The 15,639-nt window shown below is 40.9% G+C and carries 15 protein-coding genes; 12 read left to right on the forward strand and 3 right to left on the reverse strand.

Annotation, left to right across the window (positions count from 1 at the left end; genetic code table 11):
* Nucleotides 1-100 precede the first annotated feature (100 nt).
* Nucleotides 101-2,035, forward strand: a complete 1,935-nt coding sequence (locus ACTHPG_RS10115) for a glycoside hydrolase family 127 protein (protein ID WP_440389078.1) — start codon at nucleotides 101-103, stop codon at nucleotides 2,033-2,035.
* A 145-nt stretch (nucleotides 2,036-2,180) separates the two neighbouring features.
* Here the strand turns inward: ACTHPG_RS10115 and ACTHPG_RS10120 are convergent, their stop codons facing one another.
* Complete coding sequence (locus ACTHPG_RS10120; RefSeq protein WP_440389079.1) at nucleotides 2,181-2,795, reverse strand: GNAT family N-acetyltransferase; 615 nt, start codon at nucleotides 2,793-2,795, stop codon at nucleotides 2,181-2,183.
* 169 nt (nucleotides 2,796-2,964) lie between these two features.
* Here ACTHPG_RS10120 and ACTHPG_RS10125 point away from each other — a divergent pair, with 169 nt between their 5' ends.
* From ACTHPG_RS10125 to ACTHPG_RS10175, 11 genes are all read left to right on the forward strand, one after another.
* The gene (locus tag ACTHPG_RS10125) at nucleotides 2,965-4,272 is read left to right on the forward strand and encodes an AraC family transcriptional regulator (protein ID WP_440389080.1); all 1,308 of its coding nucleotides are present in this window, start codon (nucleotides 2,965-2,967) and stop codon (nucleotides 4,270-4,272) included.
* Nucleotides 4,273-4,385: 113 nt separating this feature from the next.
* Nucleotides 4,386-5,126 carry a type I methionyl aminopeptidase gene (gene map / locus ACTHPG_RS10130; RefSeq protein WP_440389082.1) on the forward strand — a complete coding sequence of 247 codons (741 nt, stop codon included), beginning with the start codon at nucleotides 4,386-4,388 and terminating at the stop codon, nucleotides 5,124-5,126.
* A gap of 251 nt (nucleotides 5,127-5,377) precedes the next feature.
* Complete coding sequence (locus ACTHPG_RS10135; protein ID WP_440389084.1) at nucleotides 5,378-5,656, forward strand: hypothetical protein; 279 nt, start codon at nucleotides 5,378-5,380, stop codon at nucleotides 5,654-5,656.
* Nucleotides 5,657-5,713: 57 nt separating this feature from the next.
* On the forward strand, nucleotides 5,714-6,604 hold the full coding sequence (locus ACTHPG_RS10140; RefSeq protein ID WP_440389086.1) for a phosphotransferase family protein: 891 nt from the start codon (nucleotides 5,714-5,716) through the stop codon (nucleotides 6,602-6,604).
* Nucleotides 6,605-6,626: 22 nt separating this feature from the next.
* Entirely contained in the window at nucleotides 6,627-7,388 is a 762-nt protein-coding gene (locus ACTHPG_RS10145; RefSeq protein ID WP_440389087.1) for a class I SAM-dependent methyltransferase, read from the forward strand.
* Nucleotides 7,389-7,468: 80 nt separating this feature from the next.
* Nucleotides 7,469-7,870: a hypothetical protein gene (locus ACTHPG_RS10150; protein WP_440389088.1), complete on the forward strand. Its 402-nt coding sequence runs from the start codon at nucleotides 7,469-7,471 to the stop codon at nucleotides 7,868-7,870.
* Between the two features lie 27 nt (nucleotides 7,871-7,897).
* Nucleotides 7,898-8,032 carry a GyrI-like domain-containing protein gene (locus ACTHPG_RS10155; RefSeq protein WP_440390211.1) on the forward strand — a complete coding sequence of 45 codons (135 nt, stop codon included), beginning with the start codon at nucleotides 7,898-7,900 and terminating at the stop codon, nucleotides 8,030-8,032.
* A gap of 225 nt (nucleotides 8,033-8,257) precedes the next feature.
* On the forward strand, nucleotides 8,258-9,703 hold the full coding sequence (locus ACTHPG_RS10160; RefSeq protein ID WP_440389089.1) for a spore germination protein: 1,446 nt from the start codon (nucleotides 8,258-8,260) through the stop codon (nucleotides 9,701-9,703).
* 6 nt (nucleotides 9,704-9,709) lie between these two features.
* Nucleotides 9,710-10,912: a Ger(x)C family spore germination protein gene (locus ACTHPG_RS10165; protein ID WP_440389090.1), complete on the forward strand. Its 1,203-nt coding sequence runs from the start codon at nucleotides 9,710-9,712 to the stop codon at nucleotides 10,910-10,912.
* A 12-nt stretch (nucleotides 10,913-10,924) separates the two neighbouring features.
* A complete protein-coding gene (locus ACTHPG_RS10170) occupies nucleotides 10,925-11,152 on the forward strand; it encodes a hypothetical protein (RefSeq protein ID WP_440389091.1) in 228 nt (75 codons plus the stop codon).
* 14 nt (nucleotides 11,153-11,166) lie between these two features.
* Nucleotides 11,167-12,264, forward strand: a complete 1,098-nt coding sequence (locus ACTHPG_RS10175) for a GerAB/ArcD/ProY family transporter (RefSeq protein ID WP_440389092.1) — start codon at nucleotides 11,167-11,169, stop codon at nucleotides 12,262-12,264.
* Nucleotides 12,265-12,377: 113 nt separating this feature from the next.
* Here the strand turns inward: ACTHPG_RS10175 and ACTHPG_RS10180 are convergent, their stop codons facing one another.
* Nucleotides 12,378-13,727, reverse strand: coding sequence for a response regulator transcription factor (locus ACTHPG_RS10180; protein WP_440389093.1), 1,350 nt, complete (start codon nucleotides 13,725-13,727; stop codon nucleotides 12,378-12,380).
* Complete coding sequence (locus ACTHPG_RS10185; protein WP_440389094.1) at nucleotides 13,715-15,436, reverse strand: sensor histidine kinase; 1,722 nt, start codon at nucleotides 15,434-15,436, stop codon at nucleotides 13,715-13,717. Before ACTHPG_RS10185 ends, ACTHPG_RS10180 begins: the two co-directional genes overlap by 13 nt.
* Between the last annotated feature and the right edge of the window lie 203 nt (nucleotides 15,437-15,639).

Below are 15,639 nucleotides of genomic sequence, written 5' to 3' on the forward strand. Positions count from 1 at the left end.
TGTATAGAAATAATCTTATTTCATTACTATTTTCACATCTGATAAAAGCATATACTCGACTATATAAAGAGTCAAATTTTATAAATTTGAGGTGTGTATAATGGGAAAAAAGCAAATCGAAATTCAAGACCAATTTTGGAATACATATTCCGATCTTGTACGAGAAACCGTTATTCCTTATCAATGGGAAGCCCTGAACGACAGGGTGGAGGATGCTGAACCCAGTCATGCCATTCGAAATTTCCGTATTGCTGCTGGCTTGGAGCAAGGAGAGTTTGGCGGATGGGTATTTCAGGATAGTGATCTTTACAAGTGGTTGGAGGCCGTTGCTTATTCGCTCCGTCATCACCCCGATTCGAGGTTGGAGCAGCTCGCCGATGATTCTATTGAATTGATCGCTCAAGCTCAACATGACAATGGTTATCTGAATACCTATTTCACGATCCAGGAACCTGGGAAACAATGGACCAATCTTTACGAAGCGCATGAGCTGTATTGTGCAGGTCATCTCATTGAAGCCGCAGTTGCTTATTATCAGACGACAGGCAAGCGTAAATTACTGGACATCTCTTGCCGATTCGCTGATCTGATTGATCGTATGTTCGGACCCAAGCCTGGACAGATAAAGGCTTACTGCGGACATCAGGAAATTGAGCTGGCATTGGTCAAGCTGCACACCATTACGGGTGAAGAGCGATATCTGAATCTTAGTCGGTTCTTCATAGATGAACGTGGCAAGCAGCCGAATTATTTTATCGAGGAATGGGAACGTGGTAGCCGGACAAACATCTGGTCCCAGGGAATGCCTAATCTTGAAGTCTATCAATCTCATCTTCCTGTTCGTGAGCAAAAAGTAGCGGTTGGACACTCCGTTCGGGCAGTTTACATGTACACAGCGATGGCTGATCTTGCAAGAATAACAGGTGACAACGGGCTGAAGGAGGCCTGTGAACGACTCTGGTCGAACACAACAGGCAAACAAATGTACATTACCGGCGGCATTGGTTCGACACATCTCGGGGAAGCTTTTACGTTTGACTACGATCTTCCGAATGATTCCGTATACGCAGAGACCTGTGCTTCAATTGGTTTGATTTTCTGGGCACGCCGTATGCTTCAGTTGGAAGTGAAGAGTGAGTATGCGGATGTTATGGAGAGAGCGCTGTACAACAATGTTCTGGGTAGTATGTCTAAGGATGGAAAGCATTTCTTCTATGTCAACCCACTTGAGGTATGGCCTGAAGCAAGTCTCAAAAATCCGGATAAACATCACGTCAAGCCCGTCCGACAAAAATGGTTCGGATGCTCCTGTTGTCCTCCGAATGTTGCACGGTTACTAAGTTCGCTGGATGATTATATATACGATATATCAGAAGAAGAGAGAACGATCTATACTCATCTGTATATTGGAAGCAAAGTTTCCTTTCAACTTGACGACAGTACAATAATATTGCATCAACGCTCTAATCTGCCTTGGAACGGTCATGTTGAATTCTCGATTCAGCTACCTCAGGATGGCGTCGAATTTGAACTTGCGCTGCGTATACCGAATTGGTTCCAGGAAGAACAGCCAGTGTTGAATGTGAATGGAGAAAGGCAAGATTTTCTTGTTAAGAATGGGTACGCAAAAATAACGCGCGGCTGGTCCGATGGAGATACAGTAGAGTGGCTGCTTCCGGTTGAGCCAAAGTTCATTGCTGCGCACCCGTCCATTCGGGCAGATGCTGGCAAAGTAGCCATTCAACGCGGTCCGCTCGTTTATTGCATCGAAGAAGCAGATAATGGAGTACCGCTCACTTCGATCGCTCTGGAAGTGGAGCCACAGTTAACCGCGTATACTGATCCAGATTTGCTAGGTGGTTGTGTCGTTGTAGAGGGGGACGGTCGTGTGAATGACGACAGCGATTTATGGTTAGATGGTAAGCCGTACCGCCCTTATGTTAAACAGAAAAAGACTCTGCGTTTCAAGGCCATTCCCTATTATCTGTGGGGGAATCGCGAGGCTGGTGAGATGAGTGTTTGGCTCCGTTATTGAAGATGAAGTATGGACACTCGAGGCTTTGTTCACAGTCACTCTCCAAATAAGCATAATAGAAAAAACGAAGGCAGTTGCCTTCGTTTTTTTCTGTTTTGTTGGACTCCACCGATTACTCGTTCTTTTAGCTGAATTAAATCGACGATCATGAATTGGTGATTTCTATAGATTTTTGCATAAATATCACCTTTTTGAAGCCTGCCTTAACAGTAAATGGGCCGGATTTCAGTTCTTTGTGGACTCTATAACCGAAACGCTCATATAATTTTTGAGCTGAAGGATTCGTATCCACGACCTCAAGATTGATTGTCGTCATATGCTTACCAAGGGCGACTTGTTCCAACTTGCTTAATAGCAATTTACCTATTCCATGACCACGTGCTTCTTCAGATACGGCGATGGGGTCAATATGCAAGACGTTTTCGTTATACAGATGAAATTTTAAATAAAATGCATAGAATATATATCGCCAAGTGGCCACTAAAGGGGAGTATACGTTCCGAAAAACTCCAATCTTAGCTGGCATGAACGCTTTTTTTCCGATATTATATCCGAGAAATCCGACCACTTCTTCATTTCTTAATGCATATATGCCTTGTTCAAATTGAATAGATTGACATAATAATTGTACTGCTTGTTTTTTCGTTTTCGCATAAAACCAAAGATATTTTACTTTCAATGGAAAAGCTTCGTAAAATAAATAAGCAACTTGTTCTTGTTGTTTTGCATTAAGCTGCTGTTTGATTTGAATTTCGTTCATAGATATCTCCCCAATCCTTCATTTAAGAGTTTGTTGATGTTCTATCATTTATTTTCCTAAATTGCAGAAGCGTGAACAATTCACATTCCTTTGGGTTATGGGAACATTTCTTAGGTTTCTTCGTATGTTGCTTGGGAATCGCCTCATTGGAGGGAAAGGAGGTAACCAGATGAATAGTACGGGTAATTTTACCGACAGTGCTCCCATGAACGTGCAGTTATTATATGTCAGAGATGAACCGTTCCGATGGCATAATTCCATTGAGGTGGTGATTGTGCTGGAAGGTAGTATACATGTTGCCATTGCAGATGAGCAAAGAACGTTAGGTGCTGGTGCGATAGAAATTTTCAACATCAATCAAGTTCACCGTCTATGGCAGACCGATGAGAACAATGTCATACTCCTAATAAATATAGATGCTGAATTTGCAAAAGGGTATTGTCCGGATTTATCGTATGTGTGGTTCGCGCATGAATTTAGCCCTGGGGCATATCTAGGGATAGAACGAGTAGAAGGGGTTATTAAGGCGATATGCACGTTAATAACTTCAATTGTAGCTACAGGTGAGAAACCATTGCTAAGTATAAAGAACACAGTCGAACATATGCTGGATCTGCTCATTGCGAATTTTGATGCAAAAAGAATGTTTGAAGGGAACTCAACCAAGCTGCAAAGAATAGGAAGAATATACGATTATTTATTCAATCATAAGGGGTTTATAAACAAAGCATCTTTGAATGAAATTTCCAAACATACCGAGGAATATTTAAATTTGGATTATTTGTCATCACAGTTCAAGCTATTGATCGGCGATACGCTGCAAAACCTGCTACATTACTTGCGCATTGAGCATGCGATTAAACAATTATTAACGACAGATAGCAGTTTAGCAGAAATATCAGTGGAGAGTGGTTATTCTTCGCCCAGATATTTTTATCAACGATTTAATAAAATTTACCCAGAAGGTCCGAAGGCATTTCGTGAACAACACATCAAGAAACGGGAGATGAAAGGACATACCAGAGAATCAATCGATCCAGCATTGGTTATGGCAAGGCATCATGAAGTATTTAGATTGTCTGAGAAGATCGAGAATGAACAAAATAAATGGATTCACATCGATCTATTTGGACCTGCTGAACAAAATTCGACTTCTCCCTCTCTGATCCAGATATCTGAATTGATAGAAGGTAATTCACATACGTATCTCCAGATGATCCTTCATGCAAATAATGCAAGCCCAAAAGTCATCTTTAGATTTGATGAAACTTTCCATGTTGCTGGCCGTGGCGATATTCAAGTTTTGACAGGCATTCTCAACAAGTTCAGGGAAAACGATATTTCTCCTGTATTTGTCGTTAGAACAAGTAGTCAAGCTATTTCGGAACAGATAAGCACAATACAAGGACTACTTCAAAACTATACACTCACTTATGGGGCAGAATATATGAAGGGATGGAGAATTGAACTTCAATAACATCAAGGATTAAGTGAGCATCTGTAACCACTATATTGATAAAAAAAGTTGCGAAGCCGTGCTGCTTTGGATATGATTAATCAATTGATGATAAAGATAGTGAGGTAGAAAAAATGATCGCAAGAACAGAAGAAGACTTTAATGGTTTGAAAGAAATCGGAAAAATTGTTGGTGCTATTAGAGATGAATTGGTACAAAAAACAGTTCCAGGTATAACAACTAAAGAACTTGATGATCTGGCTGGGGCATTGTTTGAGAAAGCTGGCGCAGTTTCTGCTCCAAAAAGTGAATATAATTTCCCGGGGTATACTTGTATTAGTGTTAATGAAGAAGTGGCGCATGGTATCCCGGGAGAACGAGTTATTCAAGAAGGCGATATCGTGAATATTGATGTGTCCGGCTCCAAAAACAGTTATTTTGCGGATACGGGAATATCAATTGTGGTAGGCGAAGGCGAAGAAGTATTAACGAAGGTATGCGACGTTGTTAAACTGGCATTCGAAGCAGGACTTAAAAAAGCAAAACCGGGTTCCAAAAAAAGTGGAATCGGAAAAGCGGTATTCCAAACGGCCAGACAGCATGGATTAACAGTTATTAAAAACCTTACGGGACACGGTGTTGGACGTGCGATACACGAAGCACCTGACCACATCTACAATTATAATGATCCATCGGATGATGAATTGTTAAAAGAAGGCATGGTTATTGCATTCGAACCATTTGTCTCAACTTCAGAAGAAGAAGTATTCCAGACTGGAGATGGCTGGACCTTTGCTACTAAAAATAGCTATGTAGCTCAGATTGAACATACGATTATTCTTACTAAAAATGGTCCAATCATCGTTACACTATAATGAGTTCAACTTGGAAGTCGCTAATTAGCGGCTTTTTTGTTTTATTGTGACGTTATAACAGGTCGAAATAATACGTTCGCTTATTAATTTATGTTGAAATTTTGGAAGGATTTAACGTATATTTAGATCTGGTGACGAATAAGTAATATCCTTAATGTTTCCAATACAGATTTAGTAGTTTTTATAGATTCAACTCAGCAACCCCAATACATAAGCTTACTATTATCGTGCGGGCAGTGGTGAAGTAATGCGTGATGAAAAATGAAGCATGTACATTCAACTTTCTTTTACCACTTAGACTTGAAAGGATCGGTATTGTGCTAAAAATAATTAATTTTCTTCTTTTCTTGCTGATCATTTGGGTAGTCATTTTTTACCCTTTTCGTTTGGTTTGGTTTGAAGGTGTAAAACAGATTCCCGCAGATCTTCATGGTGTTTATTTGCTTTTCTTGTTCTTTGGATATCTGATCTGTTCATCTGCAATGGGACTTATGGTTGGCAAGATGTTTTTTAAACGAAAAGAACAATAATTGTGGGTAAGAATAATCTTCTTTGATCGATGTATTCTCCAAAACAGGAGGTGATATATGAATACCATTCTCAAAGTTATAGAAAAACTAAACTTAAATGTCTTACATATTGAAGATGTTCCAGAGTCATTTAGTTCTGATGTATACAAACTTACTCTTGTCAGTGGAGAAAACGTATATGTGAAAATTCCATTTAATAAGGATAAACTATTCCGTGAATTTCAGATGCTTGAACAATTAAAGGATGTAATACCTGTTCCCAAGGTATTGGACATTTGGGACGGGGATGAAAGTGATATCGGAGCGTTGCTCCTTTCAGCAATTCAAGGTATACCTTGTACAGGAGAGATGGATGAGAATCTTTCTTTTCAGATTGGCATGTATCACGCTATGCTCCATGAGGTTAAAACTCCTGGGTACGGTTACCATGGATCCGATGGTTTTAAGTTACTTGACCAAAATAATTGGAGATTATATATCAAAAGTAATTTTGAAAAGTGGAAAGAACCCTGTAAAGAAATTCTCGACCCTGAATTGGTTGAGAGATGTATTCATCACTTTGATGGTGTTTTCTCTGCTTTACCGCATCCTGACGGACCGTGCATTGTTCACATGGATTTTAGGCCAGGTAATATATTGGTAAATGGTAACGAGGTGGCTGGCATTATTGATTTTGAGAGCGCTCGTAGTGGTTCCTCGGAAATAGATTTCACAAAAGTGAATCGATATATTTGGAAAGTCAATCCGAGAACAAAGATCCCGTTCATTAAAGGTTATGAATCGATTCGACCTATGATGGCTCTGGAAAGCGTGCTACCATTTTACGATATGTACGATGCTTTCAGCGCAGTTGTTTGGTGTAAAAATAGAGGCATTCAAAAAAATAATGCGTTCCTTCAAGAGAATATCCGTATTCTAAGGAATTCGGTGGGTTTCAGAATAGAGTAATAGAAGGGGGATTTGACTTAACATGAATGAACAAAGTGCTAAAAATAAGGCAGCTTGGGAACATCGGGCATATGAATTTTGGAATAGACGAGATGGTTTACCTAAGGAAAAGGCACAACAAATATTAGCTAATCCCCTTGCACAGCTTAAAAAACATAAGCAGTATTTTGAACAGATTACCGGGAAAAGAATTGCTAATCTTTGTGGTTCAAACGGAAGAAAAGCAGTCCCAATAGCATTGTTAGGGGCAGATGTTACCGTATTCGATATATCTGAAGAAAATAAGAAATATGCTTTAGAACTGGCAGATGCCGCCAATGTGTCTATACAATATGTTGTTACTGATATTTATGATATAGATGTAGAAAAGTATGGTGGTCATTTTGACATGTTATATTTGGAAGGCGGAATTTTACACTATTTCAATGACATTGAAAAATTCATGTCGCTACTGTTCTCGTTACTTAAAGATGATGGTGTAATGGTTCTAAGTGACTTTCATCCTTTAAGAAGGTGTCTCGTTTCCTCTAATTCTCAAATCGAATACTCAATCCAGGCAAACTACTTTGACGAGGAATTACATAATGGCGATGTAGCATATAAACATTATTTCGATCAAGATGAACAACAGGACTTTCCAGATGTTTCGATCAGGTTGTACACGCTTAGTGAAATAATAAATTCCGTTATTACTACTGGTTTTAATATAAAGAAATTTGATGAGCATCGTGGTTGGGATAATGAGAACATTCCATGGGAATTTACAATTGTAGCTAACAAGTAAACTGAAAGTTTAATCTCTAAGGAAACCACTTATAGGGAATAAAGTGAATCAGCACAAAGTCGGACAGGATGAATGGCGCCATGGAATATATCGAAACAAATCTAGCGGACACAATCTCATTTGACGAAATAGCACAGCGAGCCTTTTGCTCGACCTATCATTTTCAAAGAATGTTTCCATTTATTACTGGCGTATCGTTATCGGAGTACATTCGACGTCGACGGTTGACTTCTCCAAAAGCCTATCCTCGAATGTCCTTTCATATTTCAATAAAATGTGATGATGATGGCAGCGTTGATCATATGAATGACTTACTGGGACGTTTTGGTGATACCATGTTACATGCCGCCCTTTATGATCACACGAAAGAATCTTTCAAATACATGATCTGTTATCATGCACCTAAGGGGCTTGAAATTCCGGAGAAATTCACCAAACTTGCTGTCCTACCATTAACGTGGGCGCTTTTCCCGGAGCCGTAGTGTGATATGCAAAAATTATGGTAACGAATCTATTCTGAGTGGTTTCCAACATCTGAATATGAACAGGTTGAGGGCCCTGCTTTCGAAATGTATTATGGAATGGCACGACATGGGAATGTTTCAGGTGAGATCTGGATACCCGTGAAGAAACGAGTGAAGTGAAGGATGGGGTAGGGGGTGAACTGCCAAAGTAATTAAAGAGCTTAAATCGTAAGTTATATAGGTTCATTCAAAGTCGCTAATCTAAAATAGCGGCTTTTTTGCTTTTCTGTTTTGAGTGGGGGCTGAACTTACGGTCCACAAGGGGATGGGACGGAGTGCTCTTACAACTCATTGATTATATTTCGAATTAGTACCAATACTACATAATCAAGGGGGATTGTGAAAATGAAGTTGCAACCCAAATTTTCCAAACAAATCGTTCGCAATATCGATCTAATTGGTGACTTCATGGGAAACAGTTCTGATTTTGTTGTTCGTGAGATCACGATTGGAAGGAAACACGCCGCTCTGTTTTATTTGGATGGCATGGTTGACATGCAGAAGGTACAAGACAACGTGATTCGTCCATTGCATGAATTCACCTTTTCAGATAGGGATGAGATGTCTTTACCATTTTTGAAAAATAGCATTCTGGATGTCGGCGAAGCAAGTTTGGCTCAGAGCATTGAAGATGCATTGGATCAAATTCTTTCAGGCGGAGCTCTATTGTTACTGGACGGTATGGATGAAGGATTAGTTATTTCCTTGCCAGGATGGGAAGAACGCAGCATTACAGAATCGAAGGCGCAGCCTGTGATCAGAGGTCCGCAAGAATCGTTTACGGAAACGTTACGCACAAATACAACGATGGTTCGCCGCAGGGTTAAAGATACAAGAGTGCGGCTATCAAACATCAAAGTTGGTGAGAAAACCAAGACGGACATATCGGTCATGTATATGGATGGGATCGCTGATCAGGATATGGTTCTGAACTTGATATCCAGATTAAAAAGGATGAACGTAGATCGTGTGCTTGAAGGCGAATATCTCGAAGAATCCCTCACAGAGAAGAAACAGTTTACTATATTTCCGATTTTCTATAATTCGGATCGTCCAGATTCTATTGCAGCAGGCGTCATGGAGGGCAAAATTGCGATATTTGTGGATGGAACTCCTTTCGTTATCCTTGCCCCCGCGGTGTTTGTTGATTTCATTCAATCAGCTGAGGATTATTATCAATCTTATATTTACAGCAGCATTATTCGAATATTAAGATACATCTCCCTGGTAATTTGTATGTTGGCTCCAGCCATATATGTCGCGTTAACAACGTTTCATCAGGATATGATTCCAACAGTTCTGTTATTAAGTTTATCTGCGCAGCGTGAAGGAGTGCCTTTTCCGGCATTTGTAGAGGCCATAATCATGGAAGTGATTTTTGAAATCCTGAGAGAGGCAGGACTTCGAATGCCAAGAACGGTTGGTCAGGCAGTTTCCATTGTCGGTTCCATCGTTATTGGTCAGGCGGCCGTAGAAGCAAATATTGTTTCACCTGTTATGGTCATTGTCGTTGCCATTACAGCTATTTCAAGCTTTGTTATCCCTTCTTATACGATGGCCATTCCAATACGGATATTGCGATTTGTATTTATCGGGTTAGCTGCGATCTACGGAGTATATGGTTTGACAGTTGGCATGCTCATACTCTTTGTACATCTGAATAGCCTTCATTCATTTGGTGTGCCGTATATGACTCCTTTTGCGAATTACAATTCGTCGAAGCAGAGTGATGCCGTATTGCGTTTCCCATTTAGGAATAAAACAAATCAGTACAAAAAACAAAAGGAGTAAGCCCCCATGACCTCGTACCGATCCACAACTTTAAAACTGCTTACTTACATCTTGCTCATGGTCGTTGTTACGGGTTGTTGGAACAGTAAAGAGCTGAACGAAATATCCGTTGTGATAGCCCTGGGTATTGATACAGTGGATGACCAATATGAAATCAGTCTGCAAGTCGTCGACCCTTCTCAAATGTCTCGTAATCGGGCTATGGAACGGTCACCAACGATCGTTTTTTCCAGCCGCTCTGACACACTATTCGAAGCTCTTCGAAAACTCACCACCGAATCATCTCGGAAAATGTACATGTCTCACCTGAAGTTTGTAATCTTTGACGAGAAGACGGCAAGAAACGGCATCAAGAAGCCATTGGATTTTCTGTTACGGGATCATGAAATTCGCCCTGATTTTCATTTGGCCATTGTCAGAGGGAGTTCCGCTAAGGATGCCGTTACGTTCGTAGCTCCAACCGAAGTTTTACCTGCAATGGATATGTATAAAGCTTTGAAAGTATCTGAGAAAACATGGGCACCGACCTCTGCGGTCGATGCCAAAGATCTTCTTCAACGTTTAACGAAAGATGGCATCGAGCCCGTTCTTACGGGCATTCGATTGAACAATCTAAATAAAGGTCTAACTCTCGATAACGTGAAAGAATCACCGAAACATGTGAATTATTTATTTACCGGAATTGGCGTATTCCAGGGGGACCGGTTGACTGGCTGGATAGAAGAATCCAAGAGTAAGGCTTTTACCTACATATCCAACCGCGTTTCCAGTACAGTTGCTTCCGTTAGCTGCCCGAATACCAAAGGAAAGTTTGCTTTTGAAGTCATTCGTAACAACGTAAAAATCATTCCAAAAATAAAAGACAGTGAACCACACATTACGCTTGTAGTGGATACAGAAGCCAACATCGGAGAGGTCACGTGTAATGCTGACCTGAAAGATGAAAAGACGTTTAATCAGTTTCAGGATGCAGGCAGAGAAGAACAGGAACAGATTTTAAAGGAAGGCATTCAAAATGCGCAGCAGATCGGTTCCGATATATTCGGATTTGGGGAGGCTTTTCATCGAAAGTACCCCCATGAATGGCACAAATGGAAAGAGGATTGGACGAAGAAATTTCAAACTCTCCAGGTAGACATTCATCTCCAATATCGTTTGCACCGTGTCGGAAAAATTACCAATTCCGTCGGTTCCCATCAAGACAATTAGGAGAGGAAGTATATGTTATATGTAATACTGGTCGGATCTATTTTCGCAATGGTTATTGAATTTCGAGCGTTGAAGGAGAAGCAATACGTACGTGAAATCGTATATAGCTTGGTATTGTTTGCTGTAGGCGTTATATTTATCGTTCTGAGGATAGCGCATATTGAACTGCCTAGTCCACTGGAAGGGATTCGGATGATATTCCAACCGGTAAGCCAGTTTATTACAACAATATTATCATAGAAGGGGACTTTGGAGTGAATACCAAGCTGACTGTTCGCCAGGCCATTACATGGTTTGCTCTGTATCAAATAGGAAGTGCATACTTGGTACTGCCTGCAGCTATTACCTCTGTTGCTAAACAGGATGCGTGGCTTTCCATTCCCATGTCCTTGGCCTTTTATCTGTTGTTGATCCCGTTGTATACCTCTATCGCCAGGCATATGAAGGGAAGAACTTTCGTGGAGTATCTCCGTTGTCTCTTCGGCCCTCTGGGCGGGACGATTGCCACAGTTTTCATTTTTTCCTTTCCATTTCTTGAGTGTATCATGACACTTCGAAATCTAGGAGACTTTGTCACGACATCTATTATGCCTGAAACACCTTACGATGCCATATATTTCATGATGCTTATAGCCGTTTATTTTGCCGTACGATCGGGTCCGGTCGTCATTGGCCGTTGTGCGGAAATTTTGTTTTTTTTCCTTCTGGCGCTGTATCTATTGGTCAGAATTACTCTTCTTCCTGGTGCGGAACTAAACAATCTTCTTCCTATTTTGGAAAACGGTTTGAAACCTGTCGTTCTCGCATCCATCAATTTATTTGCTTTCCCTTATGTAGAAGCGATCCTTTATCTTTTTTTTGCACATCACTTCTCAGATCCAAAACAATGGAGAAAATCGGTGATTGTAAGTGCCTTGATTAGCGGCAGTATGTATTTTTTCATGGTGTTGCAAATCATCACAGTCATCAGCGCTGGTGTAATAGCGGATTTGACGTTTCCTACATTTTTTATTGATCGAACCATTAATATTGGCGAGTTTCTTCAGCGATTTGAGATCATCCTGGCAATCGTCTGGTTCGTTACTATTTTTTTCCGCCTTGCACTGCTTCTGTATATTTCAGCACAAGGGATTGCGGATGTTTTTCGCCTTCGTACCGTTAACGCTCTGCTGATTCCCATGATACTGATCATATTAGCCATGGCGAATTTCATATGGCCTAACATTTCATTCATAATCGAGTTAAATCAAGTATGGCCTTATTCTGCCATGATGTTTGGCATTATGTTTCCTGCTGTGCTTTGGGTGACTAGCAAGATTAAAGGATCGTTAGAACCGATTAAGGAGTACTAATTCTTGTCCTCTGCTGAAGATAAGAACTTGTATTCCGCCTGGCGAAGACTGCATTTTGGACTTTAGGAACATAATCGCTCAGTGGCGTTAAAAAAACATCAGTACCTATAATTTCATTGATGCATCATATTTCTACGGTACTGGTAGGGCGTAACCCCGTATTCCAATTTGAACAACTGGATAAAATATTGATTTTTTCGGTAACCAACCATCTGGGCTATATCGGCTACACGGAGTTCCGAATCTTGAAGCAGTTGCGAAGCTTTCTCCAACCTCTTCCTGGAAATATAGTTTGACACATTTTCGCCCGTCTCCTGTTTAAACAGTTTGGAAAAGTAAACAGGATGGAGATGGGCAACTTTGCCCAGTTCATCCAGACTAAGGCCATGTGACAGATGGTCTTCGATATACGTTTGCACTTTGTCGACGATAGTCTGAATGGACATCTGTTTGTTGTTTCGGATCCGACTGACCCGTTCCATGAGAGTTGAGGATAGTTCATCAGGATGCCGTAACTGGTGGAATATCCAATTCAAGGTTTCCGAAGAATTGCGATCTTTATCGGTCAGATATACATATTGAATGGTATTCATAAGAAAGATTATTTTTTGCTTACGGAGGCAGATTTGATCATATTTTTTAAGGATAACTCCGGCTGATTCCCAATCACCGCATGACGGGGAATGGCTGAATATACCAGTAAGATCCTCTGAGTTTACATCCTCATTAAGGAAGAACCTGTAGAATATCTGTCGGGTCACGTGTCGATCAGTCAATACAAAGGGAGGGGACATAAGCGATTGCTCCAGTTTAATGGTCAGTTCTGAAGCAGTTTCTTCCGGAACAAAAGCGACCAATTGGGCTCCAGCAGCCCATACGAGACGATCCCATTGTTCACCGACAGCATGTTTTAGAACACTCTCTTGTTCCTGTGTGAAACCCTCCAGCTTGAGACAGCAAAAGCGGCGTTTCCCTATAAATTCAGCATAAGCCTCATATTGCTTTTTTAATATTTCGTTATGTCCAAGCAGCGATAGCAAAAACTCCAATCCATTAAAGTTCTCCCATGCAACAGTTTGAGCAGGCCGTGTCTTTGTAATATTGTTGATGGCTTTGGTCATGGCTTTCTCCACATCATCTTTGTCGACAGGTTTGAGCAGATAGTCCAGTGCGCCTAAACGGATTCCTTGTTGCGCATATTCGAACTCGGAGTAGCCGGAAAGGATGATCACTTTGGTTGGCAAGTTATGTTGGTGAATATGCTGAAGCAGATCAAGACCTGAGACCTCAGGCATTCGGATATCAGTGATTAGAATATCAATATGGGTTTGAGTCAGCATTTCCCTTGCCTCAATCGAATTGGTCATCGTCTCGATCTGATCAATACCGTAAGTTTTCCAATCGAGCAAGTGCTTCATATACTCAACGACATAATGTCCGTCATCCACAATTAATAATCGCATGAACTATCTCCTTTCACTTCTGAAGTGCTGATGAGAAGCAGGACGGACAAGCCGCCCCAATCATTTGTTGTAAAATGTAGCCCGCTATGTTCGCCATACGTATTTTTCAGACGTCGATTGACATTCCAGAGCCCTACGCCTTTGATTCCTTCAGGCGAAGCATCGCTCTCAAGTCGAGCCTCCAGGCTGCGGATATCCTCCAGCGAAAGACCTTTTCCATCATCGGAGACTTTGATCGTTATCGCAGCTTCTGTCTGTCTTACATCGATCCTCACCCGATGGGCACCTTGATGTCCTTCAATTCCATGTTGAATCGCATTTTCAACCACGGGCTGGATGATCAGCGGCATGAGGGGAAGGGAGGACAGTTCTTGCGGCAGATCAATGTTGTACTCCATTTTTTTACTGAGAGCCATAATAATCAGGAAATGTTCCGCAAACTGAAGCTCGCTTTCTAACGTAACTTCATGCCGGTCCAACTTGGTTAAATACCGATAATATTCAGCCAGATGTTTGCTCATACGCATGACAGAATCAGGTGAAAACTGAGCCACTGACATAATGAAAAACAAACTGTTGTACAAAAAATGGGGATTAATCTGAGCTTGGAGTTGTTGAAGTTCCGCACTTCGTCTTAGTTCCGTTTCGGTTTTCAAGGATACGAACAGATCCTGGATCTCGGTGACCATATGATTAAAACTTCTGAACAGGGTGTAAAACTCTCTATCCGTATTTTCGGTAATACGCGTGTTATGATTTCCTTGTTCGACCTGTGAAAACTTTCTCTCCAACAAGCGGATATTACGGTAATAGTTCCGGTAAAACGTAAAGATCACAACCAGACCAAGTGTAAAAACAGCTAAAATGCTCGCAAAGAATACTTTACGGTTACGGTCAAGCGGTTGCAGGAAATCATTCGTCTGTGTATATGTAATCAGATAGGCGTCGATCGATTCGATATATCGCGAAAGAACATAGTAATCGTCCGAATTCGTGTGATAATCATATTTTATAGTTACTTCTGGCTGAGGTAAGAGCATCTTGGTAACCGCTTTCAGAAGTTCGTTGTCGATTTCTTTCTCGCTCCATACCTGCTGGGGGCTAAACCAAAAAAAAGCATTTGAGCTGTCGTTGTTCACAGCTTTTTTCAGCAGATTTTTCAAATAATCGGTATTCAGCTTTACACCAACGATGTACTGAGTCGGTTCTGTTTGTCCCGATTTTTGAATGTAAGGGTAGAGAGCGAAGTAATACAAGCTATTACCGACAATTTGCCATCCTCGCTCATGAACATCCTTGAACGGAAGTCTTGCCTCTGGCGTACTGTTGGTGGACAGAAATGTTTCTTCAGATTTCCAGTAGATGCCGATTGATTCGATCGATCGACTGGATAGGAGTGTTTGGCGCAGGCGATCAACGATATCGTTTTTCTTCATTTGGGAATCGTAATTGCTGAGCTCGATAACATGCCTCTGATAAAAGCGAACATCACTGTCGGCTGCATATTGAACCCCGTACATATTCGCCTCGTATATAATCCCGTCCAGAATACCTGTCACATAATCAAGCTGGTTTTTGGAAGCGCCAATCAGATTTTCTTCTAGTGTCTTGGAGCTCAAGCGGTTCATTATGAAAAACAAACTCAATGTCAGCAGCAGAAAAAAAACAAAGAAATAGATGAATCGCTTCATATACATTTTTCGGATCATATGTGTTTCCTTTCATATCGCTACACGTATAGGTTAAACCCCGGATCGGATTAACTTTAATATAAGCCAAACCTTTCAAAAGCGGAAGAGTAGCAACCATGATATATGAAAGCGTTTTTAAAATACTTCAGGGCGGGGTGATGATCTTGAAATTTTGGCATTTTGGAGTGAGAGCGCTTTTGTTAAGCTTATCTTCAAGGATC

The sequence above is a fragment of the Paenibacillus sp. SAF-068 genome (assembly GCF_051967555.1).
GTDB lineage: Bacteria > Bacillota > Bacilli > Paenibacillales > Paenibacillaceae > Paenibacillus.

What these genes read in the sequence shown, in the direction of transcription:
- ACTHPG_RS10180 (WP_440389093.1), bottom strand. Translation starts at nt 13,727, where the DNA reads ATGCGATTATTAATTGTGGATGACGGACATTATGTCGTTGAGTATATG.
- ACTHPG_RS10160 (WP_440389089.1), top strand. Translation starts at nt 8,258, where the DNA reads ATGAAGTTGCAACCCAAATTTTCCAAACAAATCGTTCGCAATATCGAT.
- ACTHPG_RS10145 (WP_440389087.1), top strand. Translation starts at nt 6,627, where the DNA reads ATGAATGAACAAAGTGCTAAAAATAAGGCAGCTTGGGAACATCGGGCA.
- ACTHPG_RS10140 (WP_440389086.1), top strand. Translation starts at nt 5,714, where the DNA reads ATGAATACCATTCTCAAAGTTATAGAAAAACTAAACTTAAATGTCTTA.
- ACTHPG_RS10150 (WP_440389088.1), top strand. Translation starts at nt 7,469, where the DNA reads ATGGAATATATCGAAACAAATCTAGCGGACACAATCTCATTTGACGAA.
- ACTHPG_RS10125 (WP_440389080.1), top strand. Translation starts at nt 2,965, where the DNA reads ATGAATAGTACGGGTAATTTTACCGACAGTGCTCCCATGAACGTGCAG.
- ACTHPG_RS10115 (WP_440389078.1), top strand. Translation starts at nt 101, where the DNA reads ATGGGAAAAAAGCAAATCGAAATTCAAGACCAATTTTGGAATACATAT.
- ACTHPG_RS10165 (WP_440389090.1), top strand. Translation starts at nt 9,710, where the DNA reads ATGACCTCGTACCGATCCACAACTTTAAAACTGCTTACTTACATCTTG.
- map (WP_440389082.1), top strand. Translation starts at nt 4,386, where the DNA reads ATGATCGCAAGAACAGAAGAAGACTTTAATGGTTTGAAAGAAATCGGA.
- ACTHPG_RS10185 (WP_440389094.1), bottom strand. Translation starts at nt 15,436, where the DNA reads ATGATCCGAAAAATGTATATGAAGCGATTCATCTATTTCTTTGTTTTT.
- ACTHPG_RS10170 (WP_440389091.1), top strand. Translation starts at nt 10,925, where the DNA reads ATGTTATATGTAATACTGGTCGGATCTATTTTCGCAATGGTTATTGAA.
- ACTHPG_RS10120 (WP_440389079.1), bottom strand. Translation starts at nt 2,795, where the DNA reads ATGAACGAAATTCAAATCAAACAGCAGCTTAATGCAAAACAACAAGAA.